Origin of the sequence: Enterococcus sp. DIV1368d (genome assembly GCF_050542975.1) — a bacterium.
Classification (GTDB): Bacteria; Bacillota; Bacilli; order Lactobacillales; family Enterococcaceae; genus Enterococcus_D; species Enterococcus_D casseliflavus.
Genome location: NZ_CP172939.1, coordinates 2,845,869 through 2,865,288, shown reverse-complemented (window position 1 = coordinate 2,865,288; position 19,420 = coordinate 2,845,869). Strand labels below are relative to the sequence as shown.

General features: G+C 43.9%; 14 protein-coding genes. 11 read left to right on the top strand and 3 right to left on the bottom strand.

Annotated features, from left to right (window positions below; translation table 11 throughout):
- Positions 1-10: 10 nt before the first annotated feature.
- From IGJ44_RS13445 to IGJ44_RS13430, 4 genes are all read left to right on the top strand, one after another.
- Positions 11-1,438 (top strand): 6-phospho-beta-glucosidase, encoded by a 1,428-nt coding sequence (locus IGJ44_RS13445; protein ID WP_060791439.1) that lies wholly within the window; start codon positions 11-13, stop codon positions 1,436-1,438.
- Between the two features lie 144 nt (positions 1,439-1,582).
- Entirely contained in the window at positions 1,583-2,482 is a 900-nt protein-coding gene (locus IGJ44_RS13440) for an ROK family protein (RefSeq protein ID WP_167826906.1), read from the top strand.
- On the top strand, positions 2,479-4,749 hold the full coding sequence (gene yicI / locus IGJ44_RS13435; RefSeq protein WP_074535432.1) for an alpha-xylosidase: 2,271 nt from the start codon (positions 2,479-2,481) through the stop codon (positions 4,747-4,749). The genes IGJ44_RS13440 and yicI overlap by 4 nt, the downstream gene beginning before the upstream one ends.
- Positions 4,750-6,213 (top strand): glycoside hydrolase family 43 protein, encoded by a 1,464-nt coding sequence (locus IGJ44_RS13430; protein ID WP_074535433.1) that lies wholly within the window; start codon positions 4,750-4,752, stop codon positions 6,211-6,213. It begins immediately after the preceding gene.
- Positions 6,214-6,271: 58 nt separating this feature from the next.
- On the opposite strand, the gene IGJ44_RS13425 is transcribed toward IGJ44_RS13430, so the two are convergent.
- Both IGJ44_RS13425 and IGJ44_RS13420 read right to left on the bottom strand, forming a co-directional pair.
- Entirely contained in the window at positions 6,272-8,068 is a 1,797-nt protein-coding gene (locus IGJ44_RS13425; RefSeq protein WP_060791435.1) for a sensor histidine kinase, read from the bottom strand.
- Positions 8,065-8,670: a YesL family protein gene (locus tag IGJ44_RS13420; protein WP_060791434.1), complete on the bottom strand. Its 606-nt coding sequence runs from the start codon at positions 8,668-8,670 to the stop codon at positions 8,065-8,067. The genes IGJ44_RS13425 and IGJ44_RS13420 overlap by 4 nt, the downstream gene beginning before the upstream one ends.
- Positions 8,671-8,904: 234 nt before the next feature.
- Here IGJ44_RS13420 and IGJ44_RS13415 point away from each other — a divergent pair, with 234 nt between their 5' ends.
- From IGJ44_RS13415 to IGJ44_RS13390, 6 genes are all read left to right on the top strand, one after another.
- Positions 8,905-9,846, top strand: a complete 942-nt coding sequence (locus IGJ44_RS13415) for an ABC transporter permease (RefSeq protein ID WP_005228459.1) — start codon at positions 8,905-8,907, stop codon at positions 9,844-9,846.
- Between the two features lie 15 nt (positions 9,847-9,861).
- A complete protein-coding gene (locus IGJ44_RS13410; protein ID WP_005228460.1) occupies positions 9,862-10,794 on the top strand; it encodes a carbohydrate ABC transporter permease in 933 nt (310 codons plus the stop codon).
- A gap of 21 nt (positions 10,795-10,815) precedes the next feature.
- Positions 10,816-12,564 carry an ABC transporter substrate-binding protein gene (locus IGJ44_RS13405; protein ID WP_167826907.1) on the top strand — a complete coding sequence of 583 codons (1,749 nt, stop codon included), beginning with the start codon at positions 10,816-10,818 and terminating at the stop codon, positions 12,562-12,564.
- A gap of 142 nt (positions 12,565-12,706) precedes the next feature.
- Entirely contained in the window at positions 12,707-13,363 is a 657-nt protein-coding gene (locus IGJ44_RS13400) for an SGNH/GDSL hydrolase family protein (RefSeq protein WP_016608390.1), read from the top strand.
- Entirely contained in the window at positions 13,360-14,826 is a 1,467-nt protein-coding gene (locus tag IGJ44_RS13395) for an alpha-L-fucosidase (protein ID WP_270266649.1), read from the top strand. The genes IGJ44_RS13400 and IGJ44_RS13395 overlap by 4 nt, the downstream gene beginning before the upstream one ends.
- 10 nt (positions 14,827-14,836) lie before the next feature.
- Positions 14,837-15,646, top strand: a complete 810-nt coding sequence (locus tag IGJ44_RS13390; protein ID WP_074535436.1) for an alpha/beta hydrolase — start codon at positions 14,837-14,839, stop codon at positions 15,644-15,646.
- A gap of 82 nt (positions 15,647-15,728) precedes the next feature.
- Here IGJ44_RS13390 and IGJ44_RS13385 read toward each other — a convergent pair whose 3' ends face one another.
- Entirely contained in the window at positions 15,729-16,946 is a 1,218-nt protein-coding gene (locus IGJ44_RS13385) for an amidohydrolase family protein (RefSeq protein ID WP_167826909.1), read from the bottom strand.
- Between the two features lie 175 nt (positions 16,947-17,121).
- On the opposite strand from IGJ44_RS13385, the gene IGJ44_RS13380 reads away from it, so the two are divergent.
- Positions 17,122-19,272 (top strand): glycoside hydrolase family 65 protein, encoded by a 2,151-nt coding sequence (locus tag IGJ44_RS13380; RefSeq protein WP_167826910.1) that lies wholly within the window; start codon positions 17,122-17,124, stop codon positions 19,270-19,272.
- Positions 19,273-19,420: the final 148 nt, after the last annotated feature.

Sequence of the window (19,420 nt, the reverse complement as noted above, 5' to 3'; positions counted from 1 at the left end):
GAGTTTGAAAATGAAAGAAAACTTTTTATGGGGCGGTGCGATCTCCGCTCATCAAGTGGAAGGTGCTTGGCAAGAAGGCGGGAAAGGGATCAGTATTGCCGATGTGATGACAGCAGGAACGAAAGATCGGCCTCGGAAAATTACCAACACAATCTTGCCTGAGGAATATTACCCGAATCATGAAGGCATTGATTTTTACCATCGTTACCCGGAAGATATCAAACTTTTTGCGGAAATGGGTTTCAAAGCTTTGCGAATCAGTATCGCATGGACACGAATTTTTCCTTTAGGAGATGAACAACTACCGAACGAAGAAGGGCTGTATTTTTACGATCAGGTCTTTGACGAGATGCAAAAATATGGAATAGAACCTGTTGTGACGTTGTCTCATTTCGAGATGCCCTATCATTTAGTTGAAACCTATGGGGCTTGGCGCAACAGAAAGATGATCGGATTTTTTGAACGTTTTGCGCAAACTGTAATGGAACGCTACAAAGAAAAAGTGCGGTATTGGCTAACATTTAACGAGATCAACAATCAGCGGATCATCGATAATCCAATTTACAGTTTTACCAATTCTGGTGTGATCTTTGACGAGGATGAGGAGAAACTAGCAGGCATGTACCAAGCCGCTCACTATCAGTTTGTTGCTTCAGCTCGGGTCGTCACAGCTGCGAAAAAAATCAATCCTGAGTTTCAAATTGGCTGCTGTTTAGCTGCCACACCTAATTACCCGCTGACTTCTGATCCTCGTGATCAATTGTTAGCACAACAAGAAGATAATAATCAACTCTATTTCACAGATGTACATGTCCGTGGACACTACCCAAAAAGAATACTCAATGAATGGCAGAAAAAAGGGTACACGATCGATGTGACAGAAGCCGATCTTGATGATTTGGCAAACGGCACCGTTGATTATATCGGTATTACTTATTATTTAAGCAATACAGTATCTACCCGCTCAGATGCAAACTATCTACATGATCCTTTGTTGGGCAGCAGTGTGCTAACAACGAATCCTTATGCAACGATGACGGAATGGGGCTGGACGATTGACCACATGGGATTGCGCTATATGCTGAATCTCTTGCAGGACCGTTATGAACTGCCGATTTTTATTGTGGAAAATGGCTTTGGTTTTAATGACCAAATGACAGAAACCGGCATTCATGATCCCGAACGGATTGACTATTTAGCTGAACACATCAAACAAATGATGCTTGCCATCGAGGAAGACGGCATTGATGTGATTGGGTATACAGCATGGGGCTGTATTGATCTCATCTCATTTACTACAGGTGAAATGCGAAAAAGATATGGGTTCATCTATGTAGACCGTGACAATGAAGGGAATGGTTCGTTTGATCGAATCAAGAAAGATTCTTTTGATTGGTATAAGGAAGTCATTGCTTCAAATGGAGCAATGCTGAAATAAAAAAGAAGTATCCTATTGCCTATCGGAGACAGAAAAAAGCTAATTTTTATAGTAAGAAAGTCTATTCTAAGAAGTAGGCTTTCTTTTTTTTCTTTTATATAATTTAAATGAAACTGTAAGCGCTTTTCGAACGGAGGAGGAGAAATGACAGATGTACGCCTGTGCTTTGATGTAGGGGGGACCTATATCAAATTCGGGGTTTTTACCGAGAAGAATCAATGGCTGGACCGAGGCAAAATCAAAACCCCGAGTAATACGCGGGATGAATTTTTTGCTGCCTTAGCTGCCAAAATAAAAGAAGTCGAGCAAGTGCATATCATCGAAGGGATCGGGCTGAGTTTTCCTGGTTTCATTGATTCAGTCAATGGCCGAGCGATCATGGCGGGGGCGTTGGCTCCTTTACACGGCTGTGCTGTCGTACAAGAGCTGCAGCAGCGTTTAACCAAGTCTTATCCGATCTGGATCGAAAATGATGCGAAATGTGCTGCTTTAGCAGAACTTTCTACCGGCAATGCTGCTGACGTACAAGATTTTGTCATGATCACATTAGGCACCGGTATTGGTGGCGCGCTCGTTCATCAGCGCCAGTTGATTCACGGCAATGGGTTTCGGGCAGGAGAATTCGGAATGATGATCACTGATTTTCAAGCATCTTCTTTTGCGACCCTCCATGATCTAGCTTCAACGAGAGGACTGATTGCTGCCTATCGGCGGGCAAAAGCGATTCCTGAATCAGAGGAGATTTTAGGTGAAACCATCATGCAGCAGTGGTCGAGTGATCCTGAAACGCAGGAGATCCTGAAACAGTGGGCACGTTATGGCGCACTTGCGATTTACAACCTAGCTGTCACGATGAATCCCGAAAAAATACTGATCGGCGGCGGCATCAGCCAACACCCTGATCTATTAGCTATAATCAAACAAGCAATCAATGAGAACCCCCATTGGCCAGATTTCCAAGTGCCGATCGAGACTTGTCGTTACTATAATGATTCTGGTCTGTTAGGGGCGTTGACATTGATCCAACAAGGAGGAAAAAAATGAAATTTTCAGATGGCGGTTGGTTATTTCGTGAAGGATTTGATGTGAAATTTGCGGTGCATGTCTACGATGCCCGTAAAGAAGAAAACAAATTGGTTTTATATCTGCCTTATAGCTATGTCGGACATAAAGGGGCAACGCTGGATGGCGGATTGTTAACGATGGAAGTCACTACCCCTAGAAGCAATATCATTGGGATCACCCTCTATAACTATAAAGGGGTCCAAGCCAAAGCCCCCGATTTTGAATTGATGACAGAAGCGATCACTCCTGATATTTCAGAAGACGAGCAATCCTATGTTTTTCGCTCGGGAGACTTGCAAGTCGTAATCACCAAAGAGGAAAATGTGACAGCTTCGTTTTATTACAAAGAACAGCTGATTACCCAAAGCAAGCCTCGCAGCAAAGCTTTAGTGATCGATCCGCAAGCAAATACCCATATCAGCGAGCAGTTGACTCTGGATGTGGGAGAAACGATCTATGGTTTAGGGGAACGCTTTACTAATTTCGTGAAGAATGGCCAAAGTGTTGATATTTGGAATGCCGATGGGGGGACTGGTACAGAGCAAGCTTATAAAAATATTCCTTTTTATGTAAGTAATAAAGGGTATGGCGTCTTTGTCAATTCACCAGATCGGGTGCAATTCGAAGTGGGGAGTGAAAAAGTTTCGCGTGTTCAATTCAGCAATCCAGGACAATCGCTACAATACTTTGTGATTGCCGGCGATGAGCTGAAACAAGTGATCCAGCGCTACACTGATTTGACGGGAAAACCGTCGCTGCCGCCTGCATGGTCCTTTGGGTTATGGCTAAGTACCTCGTTCTTGACGGATTATGATGAACAAACCGTGACGTCTTTTGTAGACGGTATGGCAGAACGTGATATCCCTCTTGAGGTCTTTCATTTTGACTGCTTATGGATGAAAGAATACGAGTGGTGCAACTTCACGTGGGATGAACGAACTTTCCCAGAACCTGAAAAAATGCTGCAGCGCTTGAAAGCCAAAGGATTGAAAATCTGTGTCTGGATCAATCCTTACATTGGGCAAAAATCACCCTTGTTTGATGAAGGAATGACGAATGGCTACTTTTTGAAACGTGCCAATGGAGATGTCTGGCAATGGGACAAATGGCAAGCAGGTTTGGCGATCGTCGACTTCACCAACCCTGAAGCGGTCGCTTGGTACAACAGCAAGCTGCGTACCTTATTAGACATGGGGGTGGATTGCTTCAAAACGGATTTTGGTGAACGGATTCCCACCGATGCGGTGTACTATGATGGCTCTGATCCAGAAAAAATGCACAATTATTACGCCTATCTATACAATAAGGTCGTCTTTGACTTGCTGAAAGAAGTCAAGGGAGCAGAAGAAGCCATCGTTTTTGCGCGGGCAGCTTCGGTTGGTTCGCAACGTTTGCCTGTACACTGGGGCGGCGACAGTACCTCGGATTATCCATCGATGGCAGAGTCGCTGCGAGCCGGTCTATCCTTTGGATTAGGCGGCTTTGGGTATTGGAGCCACGATATCTCAGGGTTTGAAGCTGGCTCAACTCCAGACCTCTACAAGCGCTGGACACAATTTGGTCTGCTGTCTTCCCATAGCCGTTACCATGGCAGCTGGGAATACAAAGTGCCATGGGTCTATGACGACGAAGCCGTGGCGGTAGCTAAAGCCTTTACCAAGTTAAAACTGTCCTTGATGCCTTACTTGCAAGCCCAATCGGTGCTAACCGCTCAAACGGGGATTCCGATGATGCGGGCAATAGTCTTAGAGTTTCCTGAAGACGAGATGACCCATCATTTGGATCGCCAATACATGCTGGGGGAACACCTTTTAGTGGCGCCCATTTTTAATGATCAAGGAACAGTCTCCTTTTACGTACCGAAAACGAAGGGGCATTGGATCGACTATTTATCTGGCAAAGCATACGAGGGCGGACGCTGGTACCAAGAAACCTATGACTATTTCCACTTGCCACTGTTAGTCCGACCAAATCAAGTCATTATCGAAGGCCATGAACAAACCAAAGCAGTCTATGACTATGCCCAACATCCAACGATCCATCTTTTTGATCCGCAAGACAAGACCGCTGCCGCTATCTATGATCACCACGGTGAGTGGCTTGGCGAGGTGGCTGTCGAAAGAGTCGATCAAGAACTGATCGTCAAGCTGACTGGCATCCAGCAAGCATTCTTGCAGATACACACGACTGCTGGAAAAACGAGCCATGAGCTGACGGCTGACCAAACCACGATAAAGGAGTTTTAGATGCCCATGCGAACCATCACGAATCCAATTTTACCTGGATTTCATCCAGATCCCAGTATTTGCCGTGTCGGTGAAGACTTTTATCTGGTGACGAGTACTTTTGAATATTTTCCTGGATTACCAATCTATCACAGTAAAAACTTGGCAGACTGGCAGCTGATTGGCCATGGACTTTCGCGACCTGAGCAGTTGCAGCTACCGACGAAAAACCCCAATGCTTTTGGTCTGTATGCCCCAACCTTGCGTTTCATCAAGGACCGCTTTTACCTCGTTTGCACCAATGTTGGTGCAAACGAAGGAGGAGAAGGCAATTTTCTGATTTGGACGGATGACATCGCTGGTGAATGGTCTGACCCGATTTGGCTGGACACCCCTGGGATCGACCCAACAATTTTCGCAGATGACGATGGACAGACCTATTACTTAGGCACCCATAAGGAGATCTATCTGCGGACGATCGATTTGGCTTCTGGAGATCTAGGCCCGCGGCAAAATATTTGGACGGGCAGCGGAGCGGCTGATCCAGAAGGCCCCCACTTGTATAAAAAAGACGGTTATTACTACCTGTTGATCTCCGAAGGCGGAACGTCCTATGGGCATATGCTGACCATGGCCCGCAGCCGTTCCTTGACGGGACCCTATGAAGCATATCCCCACAATCCAGTGATGACCAATCGCAGTACGAATCTGCCACTGCAAGCCGCAGGGCATGCGGATCTCGTGCAAGATACTAAAGGCAACTGGTGGGCAGTTTGTCTAGCAGTACGCCCCATCAGCTATCCTTTGAGGCATTTGTTAGGGCGGGAAACATGCCTGCTACCGGTGGACTGGTCAAACCAATGGCCGGTGTTTGGCGAGGAAGGTCACTTGCCAGAAACCATTCAGGTAGACACAGCGGCGACACCAAAGGAAACACAAAAGAAGAGCAGCAAGCCTGATTACGTGACTTTATTCGAATGGGACTCTGCGTTGATTGAAGAAGAGCCACATGGCTTCTTGCTGCATCCTAATCAGACGGGTCTGTCTGATCAAGGCAAACTCGCCGCAGTGTTCCAACGGCAAACCGCCTTTGAGCAACAATTTCAGGCAACCTTTGATTGTCGGCAACTAACGGATGGACAAGCGGGATTGACGGTTTTCTTAAATGCCACCCATCACTATGAGGGCTACTTGGAAAAAACGGCGTCCAGTCAGCAGCTAGTTTTCCGTCGACAAATCGGTTCCCTATGGAAAGTGGAAAAGAAACTGCCTTATGCAGCAGATACAGTCACCTTGCAGCTGAGCGCCGATAAAGAAACTTATCGTTTTTCTGTTGTTGATGAGCAAGGACAAGCACAGCCTTTAGGTAGGGGAGAAACAAAATATCTGACTACTGAAGTTGGCGGTGTCTTTACTGGGATCATGGTAGGCTGCTATGCCAGCGCCTCTTCACCACAACAAACCGTTCATGTGCGGGATTTCTAATCAATCAAAAGCCCCTCTTCGATTTCTGAAACAGGAATCGAAGGGGGGCTTTACTGTTTTAGTGAGGAGAAAATGAATCTTGGCTTAGATCGTGGATCCGCAAGGTGACTTGTGTGCCGCTGCCCAGCACACTCTCGATCGTCAAGCCGTATTCAGGTCCATAAAACATTTTGACCCGATGATTGACGTTGGCTAGTCCAATGTTCTTTTTGGCATGGGTGGAGGGCGTCTTGATTTTTTGCTGCAAGTGTTCGAGTTTTTCTGGCGGTATCCCGCTGCCGTTGTCTTGTACCACGATCACCAGATCATGGCCGTCTTTGGTGATCGTCAAACGGACAAACCCTGGATAGGTGATGCCTTCCAAGCCATGGGAGATGGCATTTTCCACCAATGGTTGAATCAGGAGGGGCAATATTTGGACTTCTTTTTGGTCGATCTCATTGGAGACTGAATAGGAAAAGTTGACTCGATCGCCAAAGCGCATCCGCTGGATCTTGACATACACGTGAACCGCGTCTAAGGACTCTTCTAAACTCGTTCGCTTGGTTCCGTGGGCTTCTAGCGTATAGCGCATCGATTTTGCCAGTAACTTGATGGCATAAACGACGTCAGAATTGCCAGAAGTCATCGCCATCATGCGAATCGTTTCTAACGTATTGAACAAAAAGTGGGGATTGATCTGCCCCGCTAAGATATTAAATTCCATTTGCTGCTGCTGAGTCAATAGCTCTTGCTGTGCCAGACGCGAACGGTAGATCTCTTCTTCTTTTTTCTTGATTCGTTGAATGATCTTATGGAAATCAAGAGAAATCTGTGAAATCTCGTCTTCGCCGCTAATATTTTGAAAGAAATCATAATCCTCGATCGAGGCAAAGTAGACCGCCTGCTGCAGTTGAGAAATTCGTTTGGTAAAGAATCGAGCAAAGAGAAAGACGATGATGAAAGTAGTGATCAAAATCACCAAAACGATCGTGCTCCAACGGATCAGATTGGCGCGTAGATTACGATAGGCATTTGTATCCGCACTATAAATCGTGATGATATCTTCTTTGTTACTCATGGGTAAGGTGCTTTTGGTGAGCATCACCTTGGTACCATCATTTTTTAAAAAGGCAGCACTCGTTTGCGGCTCAGAAAGAGCTGTCAGCTGTCCCGGTTCCCCAACTTGATTGATTTTGTCACTATAAAAGATGACATCATCATTTAACTGTAATTCCAATTCATAGGATGAATTACGAAGTCGGTTACTGAGATAATTGTAATCGACTTGGATCTCCAAAACGGCTGTTTCTTTTGATAAAGGCAAAGGCAACGTCTTATAAAGACTCAAACGATTTGCTTTGTAATCCTCTGGCATCGTCATCAAAAAAGCATCGGGTTGCTTGAGAGCTCGTTGGTACCAGGCGGTCGCTTGAATCGTGTCATCTGCCTGTTGAAAATATTTATAGTTCGGAATGGTTTGATTCGTCGTATAGATAGTTAATTTCGCAATCGAGGTTTGAAGATTTCTGATCTCATCTAGTTGATCATAGCTATTGATGTCCACAATCGCTTCTTGGTCGTCAAGGTAATTGGCAGTTAAAAGTTGACGTAGATGGGTATCGTTTGATAAGGAACTCGCCGTGTTTGTCAGCGTGTTTGTTGTATCAAAAAGAACAGATTTGACACGCTGAGCATTCAACTCTGCCAAGTGTTGGTAATTGCCTGTCAGCTGTTTGGTTGAATCGTAGACCAATAAGAGACCTATAGTCACTGTGGATAAAAAAACAACAGGTAGATAAAGAATGAACAATTGTCGCCGAATGGAAAACTGACTCAGACGACGAAAAAGTGAGAGATGACTGATTCTTTTCATGCTTGTTGATTACGAAAGATAGAAAGCAACAGGAACGAACTACAATAAATAACAAAAGAAAAGCCAAAAATCAACAAGAGAAATTTAAACAACGGAAATAAAATAACAAAACAAAACGCAGCGATAGGAATAAGTGCGAGGGCTAACGAACGGATAGGGTCCGCGATCGGTAACAGAAACGCATTTTTTAGTGTTTGCCTAAAGCTGTTTTCATAACGTCCAATTAAGGCAAGGCAATAGACTAACACAATAAACAGATAAATAGCTGTAACAATTAGAACGAAAGCAAAAATACTGGCAAGAATGGTTTTTGAGGAAAACCAAAACAAGCTACTATACAGTAGTGCTACCATGGGGAGCCCAAGAAGGAGAAAACTACCGGTGGATTTCATAAAGTTTGCACGTAGCGCTCGCACATAGCCTACAATCAATTCACCACGCTCCTCATCCGCATAACGAATCGTCACTTCATAAAGGGCAGCTGTCGCAGCACCAATCGTAATAATTGGCAAACAGCTAATGATATATAGTAAATTTAACAATGTGAATTGTGAAAAAACGGTGGTTATTTTGTACAGTTGACCATCAGGATTGTACTTCATTTATATCCCTCCAAAATTGATATATTCCTATAGTACTCGCAAAAAACAAATTTTGAAAGCCTTGCCATTCGAGCGGTTTCTAGCGAAAACATTGATAGATCAACGTTCTTTATAAATAAAAGAAAAATGAAGTCTAAAATGTACGGATTGACCTCTATTTTTCACAGGTGGCAAATAAGCATTCAGGTGCTAGTATTAAAAATGTAAAAGCGGTTACAAAAAAGGGGGAGGAAAATGGAAAGTAAACTAAGCAGTGTCCCAAGAAAAAATAAGCGGGTGACACGAGAAGGGAAGATTTTGTTTTTATGTATCGTTCCCTTTCTGATTCTCGTGTTTTTGTTCTCTTATTTTCCTTTGCACGGATGGATTTATTCACTTTATGATTACAAACCAGCATTAGGTTTAGCGCGCAGCGAGTTCGTAGGCTTCAAATGGTTTCGACTTCTTGTCTCTAGTCCAACACAAGTGGATCAGATCGTACAAGTAATGAAAAACACCTTTGCCATGAGTTTTTTAGGGATCGCCACTTCGATCCTACCAGTAGGCTTCGCCATTTTACTGAACGAAATCAAGTGCAAATGGTTTAAAAATTTGGTCCAAACGCTGACCACGCTACCGAATTTTATCAGTTGGGTTTTGGTGTATACGATTGCCTTTAGCTTGTTTTCTTCAACAGGGCTGGTAAACACGTTGCTGCAAGAATGGGGCTTCGTTACCGATCCAGTCAAATTTTTGGATAGCGGCAATCATACGTGGCTGATGATGTGTCTTTGGAATATTTGGAAAGGCTTGGGCTGGGGTGCCATCATGTATCTTGCAGGCATTTCAGGAATTGACCCCGAATTGTATGAATCGGCACGAATCGATGGGGCGAATCGTTTCCACCTGATGCGTCATATCACACTACCTGCCTTGATGCCGACGTTCCTTGTGATGTTGATGCTGTCTATCGCCAACTTGCTGAACAACGGAATGGATCAGTACTTTGTCTTCCAAAACGCATTCAATCGAAACACGATCCAAGTCCTCGATTTGTATGTCTACAATTTAGGGATGGGCGGAAATAGTCTATCGCTAGCGACCGCGATCAGTATGCTAAAAAGTGTCATTTCTGTTGCCTTGTTAGCCATCGTCAATATTGCTTCGAAAAAAATTCGGGGGACATCCATTATTTAGAAGAGGAGGATATCAATGGAACTATCGATTAGTGAAAAGAAAAAGGCGAAAAAAGTACGCAAACGTGAAAACCTGACGTTTAGTATCCTCAATTATACCTTTTTCTTTTTGATTACGTTGATTTGCGCGTATCCCTTTTATTACTTGATCATTAATTCAATCAGTAATAATGAGTTGAGTGCGTTAGGCCAAATTCGCTTTTTTCCACAAGAGATCCATTTTGAAAACTATAGTCAAGTGTTACAGCTAAAAGGATTGCCTCTAGCCGCAACGGTTTCGGTGGCTAGAACGGTGATTGGTACCGCCGCGACTGTCTTAGCTTCAGCCTTCTTAGGCTTCATGTTTACCCAAGAAAAAATGTGGAAACGAAAATTTTGGTATCGCTTTGTCGTGATTACAATGTATTTCAATGCAGGGTTGATTCCATTATTCATCACGATGAAGACATTAGGTTTAACGAATAACTTTTGGGTCTATATTTTGCCGGCTGTCGTTCAGCCCTTTAATATCATCTTGGTGAAAACCTATATTGAGTCGATCCCCAAATCATTGCAAGAAGCAGCTGAAATGGATGGAGCTGGCATCATTCAAGTATTCTTTCGGGTAATTTTACCCAACTGTACACCGATTTTAGCAACAGTAGCGATTTTCTCGGCAGTGGGTCAATGGAATTCCTTCCAGGATACACTGATTTACATTACGGATCAAAGTCTCTACTCCTTGCAATACCTTCTTTATACGTATATCAATCAAGCCAATTCGTTGGCACAAATGGTCAAAAATACCTCGGGATCACTTTCCAGCATCGCTTCAGCAGCAACAACGCAGACGCCGACGTCGATCCGCATGACCGTTTCAGTCATTGTTGTTTTACCAATCATGTTCATTTATCCGCTATTCCAGAAGTATTTTGTCAAAGGAATTATGTTGGGTGCGGTGAAAGGTTAATAAAAAGAAAGAGGGAAGAAAATGAAAAAAATGTCGAAATATGTAGCAACAGGTTTGTTAAGCATGACATTGCTAGGTAGTTTAGCCGGCTGTGGAGGAGCAGCTGAATCTGACACAGATGCCGCTTCTAGCGAAAGTGGCTACGATGAAACGATCACGATCGATGTCTATAATGGGCTAGCCAACTATATGGGGATGCAAGAAGGTTGGTTTGCCAAAATCGTGCGGGATAAATTCAATATGGAATTGAACATCATCGCACCAAACGTTGCTGGAAACGGTGATACCCTTTATCAAACGAGAACAGCAGCAGGCGATTTGGGTGATTTGATCATTGTTGATAATGGCCAACAATACAACGAACTGGTTGAAGCTGGTTTGTTGACCGATGCGAGCGAGTATTATGAAACTATGGAAAACGTTCAGCGCTTCGATGCGGCTGTTCAAAATCTAAACAAAGATGCCGATGGTCTATATGGCTTTCCAACTTCCGTTTCTACATTAAAAGCCACCGATCCTTCAGAAGGATTAGATCCTACATTTGGTGCTTACGTGCGTTGGGATCTTTATGGGGAGCAAGGATACCCAGAAATCGGTACATTGGAAGACCTGCTTCCTGTGATTCAAAAAATGCAAGAAGACAATCCAACAACAGATTCTGGGAAAAAAGTTTATGGGTTTTCTCTATTCAGCGATTGGGACGGCAACATGATGAATGCAGGCAAACAGCTGGTCACCTACTATGGGTACGATGAATCAGGATTTGTCTTGGCAAAAGCGGATGGTTCTGATTATCAAAGCATTCTCGATAGTGATTCTGAATATATTCGCGCACTTAAGTTTTACTTCGAAGCCAATCAAATGGGCTTAGTGGATCCAGAATCAACGACGCAAAATTACGATACACTTTTTGCAAAATTCCAAGAAGGACAAGTCTTATTCTCATGGTGGCCTTGGTTAGGTCAAGCGGCTTTTAATACGACTACGAACTTGACTGAAGGAAAAGGCTTTATGTTGGCACCGATCCAAGATCAAAAAATCTTCTCTTATGGTGCGGAAGTATACGGTGGCAAACAATTTATCGGGATCGGTTCTAATGCCGAAGACCCAGAGCGAATCGCAGCCTTCATTGACTGGCTGTACTCATCAGAAGGTGTGTTAGCAAATTCTTCTCAAACAAGCGGCAGTAGTGGTCCAGAAGGCTTGACTTGGGAAATGAAAGACGGCGAGCCTGTCTTAACTGAGTTCGGAAAACAAGCATTGCTAGATGGTGATGGGGATGTGCCAGAAGAATACGGTGGCGGAAGTTACAAAGATGGCGTATCTGCACTCAACGTCAATACGGTATTACCGATCGATATCAATCCTGATACAGGCTTCCCTTATGCTTATACGATGTGGGAAAGCTACCAAAATGAAACAACCGATCCTGTAAAAGAAGATTGGTCAAAAAATATGGGTGGTGCAGAATCCACCATTGGCTATTTAGAGGAGAACGACCAATTGTTAGTTGCCCCTGGTGCCAGCTATGTAGCGCCAGAAGATAGTTCAGAAATCTCTACGTTGCGTAACCAAGCCAAAGCGACGATCATTGAGTACTCTTGGCGAATGGTTTTTGCCAAAGATGAAGCAGAATTTGATCAATTGCTAAAAGAAATGCAAGAAACAGCAGATGGTCTTGGCTATCAAACCGTTTTGGAATTTGACATGAACAATGCAAAAGATCAAAACGAAAAACGGGTAGAAGTAGCGAAAGAATTTGGGGACTAATCAAAAACAAACAAAGAATCGCTCGAGTGATTTGCCAACGGTTCCTTGGCAAAAGTGAGTATACAGCCTTTGGATAAGCAATCACTTAAGAAGATTGATCCAGCACCAGCGGATCAGTCTTCTTTCTTTAAGGAGGAAAACAATGATAGTGGAAAAAAAAGATCGTCTGCTTTTTATGGGGGATTCGATCACAGATAGCAATCGAAATTATCAAGCGATACCCGCAGGTTGGTCTTCATGGGGGGACGGCTATGTTCATCTGATCAACGCCTATACCACAGCATTACTCCCGCAAATGGAATTAATGATCGTCAACCGGGGTGTCAGTGGGGATACGGTTGTCGATTTGAAGAAGCGCTGGAAGGACGATGTGTTGGCATTTCAACCAGATTGGGTAACGATCATGATCGGTGTGAATGATGTGTGGCGGCATTTTGATGGAACCTTTGCTCAAACAGAACTAGTGGGAATCGAGAGATTTGAATCAGAGCTGCGTGATTTGATCGAGCAGACCTTGCCAAATGTCAAGGGGATGATTCTTTTGAGCCCGTTTATGGTTGAAGCCAACAAAGAAGATCCATTAAGAAAAATGCTTGCCAATTACCAACAAGTGCTTGCCAAAGTAGCGCAAGAGTATGGTATCCTTTTAGGGGATACGCAGGAAAAGTTTGATGATTTTTTGCTTTATCAATCATCCTATGTCTTAAGCAGTGATCGCGTGCACCCCTCGACTGCAGGACATGTGTTGATTGCAAAAACATGGCTGGAAACAGTCGGTATTTTGGAGGAAAAACAATGATCACAGTAGAAACGATCCAGCAAGTCGCGCATCAAGGCCCCTTTTTTCCAAATTGGCAGTCATTGGGCGCTTTTGTTCTACCGGAATGGTTCCGCAAAGCAAAATTTGGGGTCTTCATTCATTGGGGACTGTACAGTGTTCCAGCCTTTCACAATGAATGGTATTCAAGAAATATGTACATCAAAGGTCATCCAGAATACGATCACCATATTGAAACCTATGGTCCACAAAAAAACTTTGGCTACAAAGACTTTATTCCGATGTTTACCGCAGATAAATTTGATGCAAATGAATGGATTCGCTTGATCAAACAAGCCGGTGCCAACTATCTTTTTCCCGTTGCAGAACATCACGACGGGTTTCAGATGTATAAAAGCGAACTGTCTGAATGGAATGCGTCAGTTATGGGGCCGAAAAAAGATATTCTTGGGGAACTAAAAGAAGCAGCAGAGGAGCAAGGCCTGCATTTTTGTACCTCATCTCATCGTGCTGAACATTGGTTTTTTATGGGACACGGTAAGGATTTTGACAGTGATATCAAGGAACCGTTGGCAAAAGGCGACTTTTACTGGCCAGCGATGCGAGAGCCAGACCATGAAAGTCTCTTTAGCGAGCCATACCCGTCAAAAGAATTTTTAGATGATTGGCTGCTTAGAACCTGTGAACTCGTCGACAACTATCAACCAGAGCTGCTGTATTTTGATTGGTGGATCCAACATGAAGCCTTCAAGGAGCATTTGCAAGTTTTTGCTGCTTACTATTACAATCGTGGGGCTGAATGGGGCAAACAAGTTGGTATTTGCTACAAGCACGATGCCATGATGTTTGGTAGCGGTATCGTGGAGATTGAACGGGGGAAATTTGCCGAACCACAACCTTTTTACTGGCAAACAGACACAGCAATCGCTCGTAATTCATGGTGCTATACCACGACATTGGATTATAAAACAACACGTGAGATTTTACAGGATTTGATCGAAGTCGTCAGTAAAAACGGCAATCTCCTTTTGAATATCGGGCCGAAAGGGGATGGTTCGATCCCAGAAAAAGATCAAGCGATCTTAAAAGAAATCGGTGCGTGGCTGGATGTAAATGGTGAAGCCATTTATGAAGCGAAACCATGGCGCAAAGCAGGGGAAGGGCCCACGACCGTAGTTTCGGGCCAATTTCAAGAAGCACAGGCGACGACATACACGAGCCAGGATTTCCGCTTTACGGTTCAGGGGGATTCGTTGTATGCGATTGGCATGGCAAGTCCTGAGAATGGCTACGCAAGGATCCAAGCACTGGCACAATCCAAAGACCAAAATTTGCCAGAATTTCACGGCATCATCAAAACCGTCACGATTCTAGGATACGAAGAACAGCCTGTTGATTGGCAAGTGACCAATGAAGGCTTGCAACTAACTTTTGAACCAATTGAAACCGACCAACCAATTGTCTATAAAATTACAATGAAATGAGGCGCAACCCGTGATACATGAAAAAAGATCTGCACTTTTACCAGAAAGCCAAGCAAGTTTAACTACCTATGTCATCGAAAATTCTCCTGAAATGGAACCAGATCGTGTCCGACCAGCGGTCATCATCTGTCCTGGCGGCGGCTATGAAATGTTGTCGGATCGAGAAGCGGAACCTATCGCCATCAAAATGATGAGCTTTGGTTTCCAAGCCTTTGTGTTGCATTATAGTATCAAACCGGCTGTCTATCCGTTAGCCTTAAAGGAATTGGCTGCTGCCGTTCGTCTTGTCCGCACCAATCATGACACCTGGCACGTCGATCCTGAAAAAATCATCGTTGCTGGTTTTTCAGCTGGTGGCCATTTAGCTGCTAACTTGGGTGTGTCTTGGCAGCAACCTTTTCTAGCAGAGGCTTTACAAGGAACCAATGAAGAATGGCGGCCTAACGGGTTACTGTTGAGCTACCCAGTATTATCTAGTGGAGAACTTGGGCACCAAGATTCCTTCCGTTCATTATTAGCAGATCGTTACGAAACAGAAAAAGCCGCCTTGTCTTTAGAGACTTTAGTCAATGAACAGACACCACCAACGTTTCTTTGGCATACGTTAGAAGATGGATTAGTCTTGGCGGAAAACAGCCTCCTTTTTGCTGAACAGCTGCGCAAATTTAATATACCTTATGAGCTACACATTTTCCCTCGGGGCGGTCACGGGTTAAGTTTAGGAACGCCAGAAACCGCCAACAGCGATCAACACGGGATCGAAGCGTCGGTTGTCCGTTGGCCAGAATTATTTGCTGATTGGGTAAAATGGAATTTTTGAGAAACGTTTAATGATCGAAAGAAATAAGCCATTGTCTGCTGAGTTCAGACAATGGCTTTTCTTTTCGTTGTTATCAGATAGTTTATTCAGCTGAAAAGACAACCGTTCCTTGATAAAAACTTTTGCTGACGAAGCCTTTGCGGGCGACAAATTCTGCCGTACAAGCAGCTGGTGTCAGCAAGAAATCAGCCGAATCACCAACCTTAGGCCATTGCTGCGCACCGTTTTTATCTAATGGCACTTTGCCATCAGTAACCAGACCTAGGGCTTGCGTCAAGTCTTCCTGACTTTTGACAGCAAAAATCTCTAAATAGCGCGCCAGCTTTTCTTGTAAAGAACCGTCGCCAAGAGAAGACCAAGAATCATAGACATTGTCGCAACCGATATGAACAGCCACGCCATAGCTTTGCAATTCCTTCAGTGGCGGGATCGTTCCTAGGCTGATGGGAATACTTGAAATGATGTGGATCTCTAAATCTGCTAACGCTTGAAAGACTTCTTTGCGTTCTGCGCCTTCAAAGTCATTTAGACCAAAGGCGTGACTGATCGCTACTTTTCCTTGCATATTGAATTCCTTTGTCAAACGAATCATTTCTTTGACGGTCGCTCTGCCAGCTTCTTGCCGATCATGAAGATGGAGGTCAATACCGACATGCCCTTTTTGAGCAAGTTCAAAAGTTGTCCGTAAGGAAGTTTTATAATCTTGATCGAGTGTATAAGGATCAACACCGCCAATATAAGAAGCTTTGCCCGTTGCTAAGGCTTCTTCAATCAAAGAAGCTGCATTTGAGCGCAATAAGCCATGTTGTGGGAATAAGACCAACTCCGAGCCAAAAGGTTGTTCGGCGACTAATTCGGTAATCGCATCAAAATAGCGCAGCTGAGTCATTGGTTCAATATCGATATGTGAGCGGAACATCACCGCACCGTGAGGTAGTTCTAAATCAATCAGCGCTTGTCCGCGTTCTTTGATCGATAGTGGTAAGGCATCTAATTGAGGAATCTCAGTTTCAAATCGTTCCACCAAGCTAGCTGCCGGCGTTACTGGACGCCAAGAAGTACCTAATTTACTTTTGTCCAAATGACAATGTTTTTCGATCAATCCTGGCAACAATAACTGATTTTCCCCATCAATGATCGTCGCCTCACTTGATGCCTGCCATTCAGTCATCGGCACGATCTCCGCTATTTTTCCATCATTGATCCCAATTGCTGTATTTTCTGTTTTGGTTCCATAAGACCAGTCGCCTTCTTTTAAATAACTCGTCTCAAGTTGAACATTTGTAAGCCATAAATCCAAGAAATCGCCTTCTTTCGTGTTTGCTTCATGGTATCATACATTCGCTGCTCGGCTCTAAAGAGATGCTTGTGGCAAAAGGACTAAGAGCTGAGCCTTGCAATCATTGGCTAGAAGTGTAGGATAGAAACTAAGTGAAGATAACGAGGAATAAACCAAAAGACTTGGAGGATAAAGGATGAAGAAAAACGACTTTCTATTGACAGCTGATGAGCTGTCCCATCAGAAAATGGAGTATCTAGAAACATTGTTCGCTTTAGGAAATGGGCAAATCGGCGTCCGTGCAGGGCATCCTTTGAAGGTCAATCAACTGTATCCAGGAAATCCTGGGGCGTTTGTCAACGGCTTTTTTGACAGCGAGCCGATTCAGTATGGCGAATGGGCTTATGGGTATGCAAAAGAACATCAAACGATTTGCAAATTGCCAAACTTGCGTGGAGTTATTTTGAAAATCGGCGAGGAGGATTCTTCGGTTGAGGAATGGCAAGTCGAACGAACGCAAATGAGTCTTGCATTAGCTGACGGGATTCTGACGGAAAGTTATCGGATCACTACTCCGACCGGAAAGTCTTTTGAGTTGGGGTTAACTTCGTTTGCGTCAATGACGCGTAGTGAACTCTATGTTTGCCGCTATGAAGTGATAACAGCCGATTTTTCAGAACCGATCGAACTATCCCACACATTAAATCAGCAATTCTCTGTCAATAAAACAGATGATCCTCGAGTTGCCAGTAAGAATCATCAATTGGAAAAAGAACAACTGGGCGCATACCAAGTATGGACAGCACCAAATAGTCAAAAGCAAATCGCTATTCAGCTGCATCAAGAAAAGCAGTATTTGACAGTTGGTGAACCGTCAACTTCGATTTTTCAGGTCAAATTGCTGCAAAGGGTTGGGGAGACACCATTTCAGCAGAGAGTCGATGAGTTTTCTGTCTTATTAAAAGAACAAGCGGATTACTATCGATCTTTCTGGCAAGCCAGCGATATTCAAATCGTGGGGGATGACTATTTGCAAAAAGGGATCCGTTTCAATTTGTTTCATTTGAACCAAGGTGCAGGGCGTGATGGGAAAACGAATTTCGCCGCAAAAGGGCTGACGGGTGAAGGATATGAAGGACATTATTTTTGGGATACAGAAATGTATCTACTGCCTTTCTTCATTTATACGAACCCCGAGATAGCCAAAAGCTTGCTTTCCTATCGTGCAAGTATTTTGCCGCAAGCCAAAAAACGAGCAAAAGAATTGAATCAAGCTGGGGCATTGTTTGCTTGGCGTACGATTGACGGTAATGAAACGAGTGCCTATTATCCAGCAGGTACAGCACAACTGCATATCAATGCCGATATCGTTTATGGCTTTCAATTATATGAACGTATCACGGGTGATCAACCCTTTATTGAAGAAATTGGTAAAGAAGTCGTTTTTGAAACAGCGAAATTCTGGTTTCATTATGGCACGTTTGCTGTAAAAGAAGGACAAGAGCGGTTTTGTATTCATGGAGTGACAGGACCAGACGAATACAGCGCTTTGGTAAACAACAATTTTTATACAAACAAAATGGTACAAAATAACTTACGCTATGCGGTCGAATTGGCCAAACGATACCATGTCTATCAAGAATTGATTGCCGATTGGGAAAAAGCGGCTGACTTGATGTACTTCGGTTACGATGAAGAGCGGCAGCTAACGAAACAAGATGATTCCTTCTTAGATCAAGCGCTGTGGCCATTTGAGGAAACACCTGCTGAGAATTATCCGCTTCTGCTTCACTATCATCCAATGATCATTTATAAGTATCAAGTATGCAAGCAAGCAGATACTGTTTTAGCAGAGATGCTGTTTACCCATGAATTTTCAGCAGATCAATTAACAAGAGACTATGACTATTACGAGCAGGTGACGACCCATGACTCCTCGTTGTCTCGTTCCATCTTTAGTGTGATGGCTAGCCGAATCGGCGACACTGAAAAAGCGTATCGCTACTTCATGGATACCGCACTGATGGATCTCAATGATTTGCAAAAGAATGTTGTAGACGGTGTTCATGCTGCCAATATGGGCGGCAGCTGGTTGAGTTTGATTTATGGTTTTGCTGGTCTGACCTATGATCGCGGACTTCACTTGGCGAATCATTTGCCACAGAAAATCGAATCACTGACCTTCACGATCACTTATCAGCAAGAAGCAATCAGAGTGAAGCTTCAAGGGGGAGAAATCGAATGCCGGTTGCTGCCTGACAGCAAGTTGCGTATTGTCAAAGAGGGGCATGGACTTTGGATTCAGCAACACACCACGACTATCGATGCCTATCCGCAAGAAGACTGATCAATCGGATAGAACCAGAACCGCCGCAAGGATTTTCGCTTGCGGCGTTCTTTTTTTTGACTTATTTCATAAAACTTCTTGTAGAAATTTCCCTTAATGAAAGGGAAGATATACCTATGGAGGTTGCTTGGGTTTGACTCTAAACTAG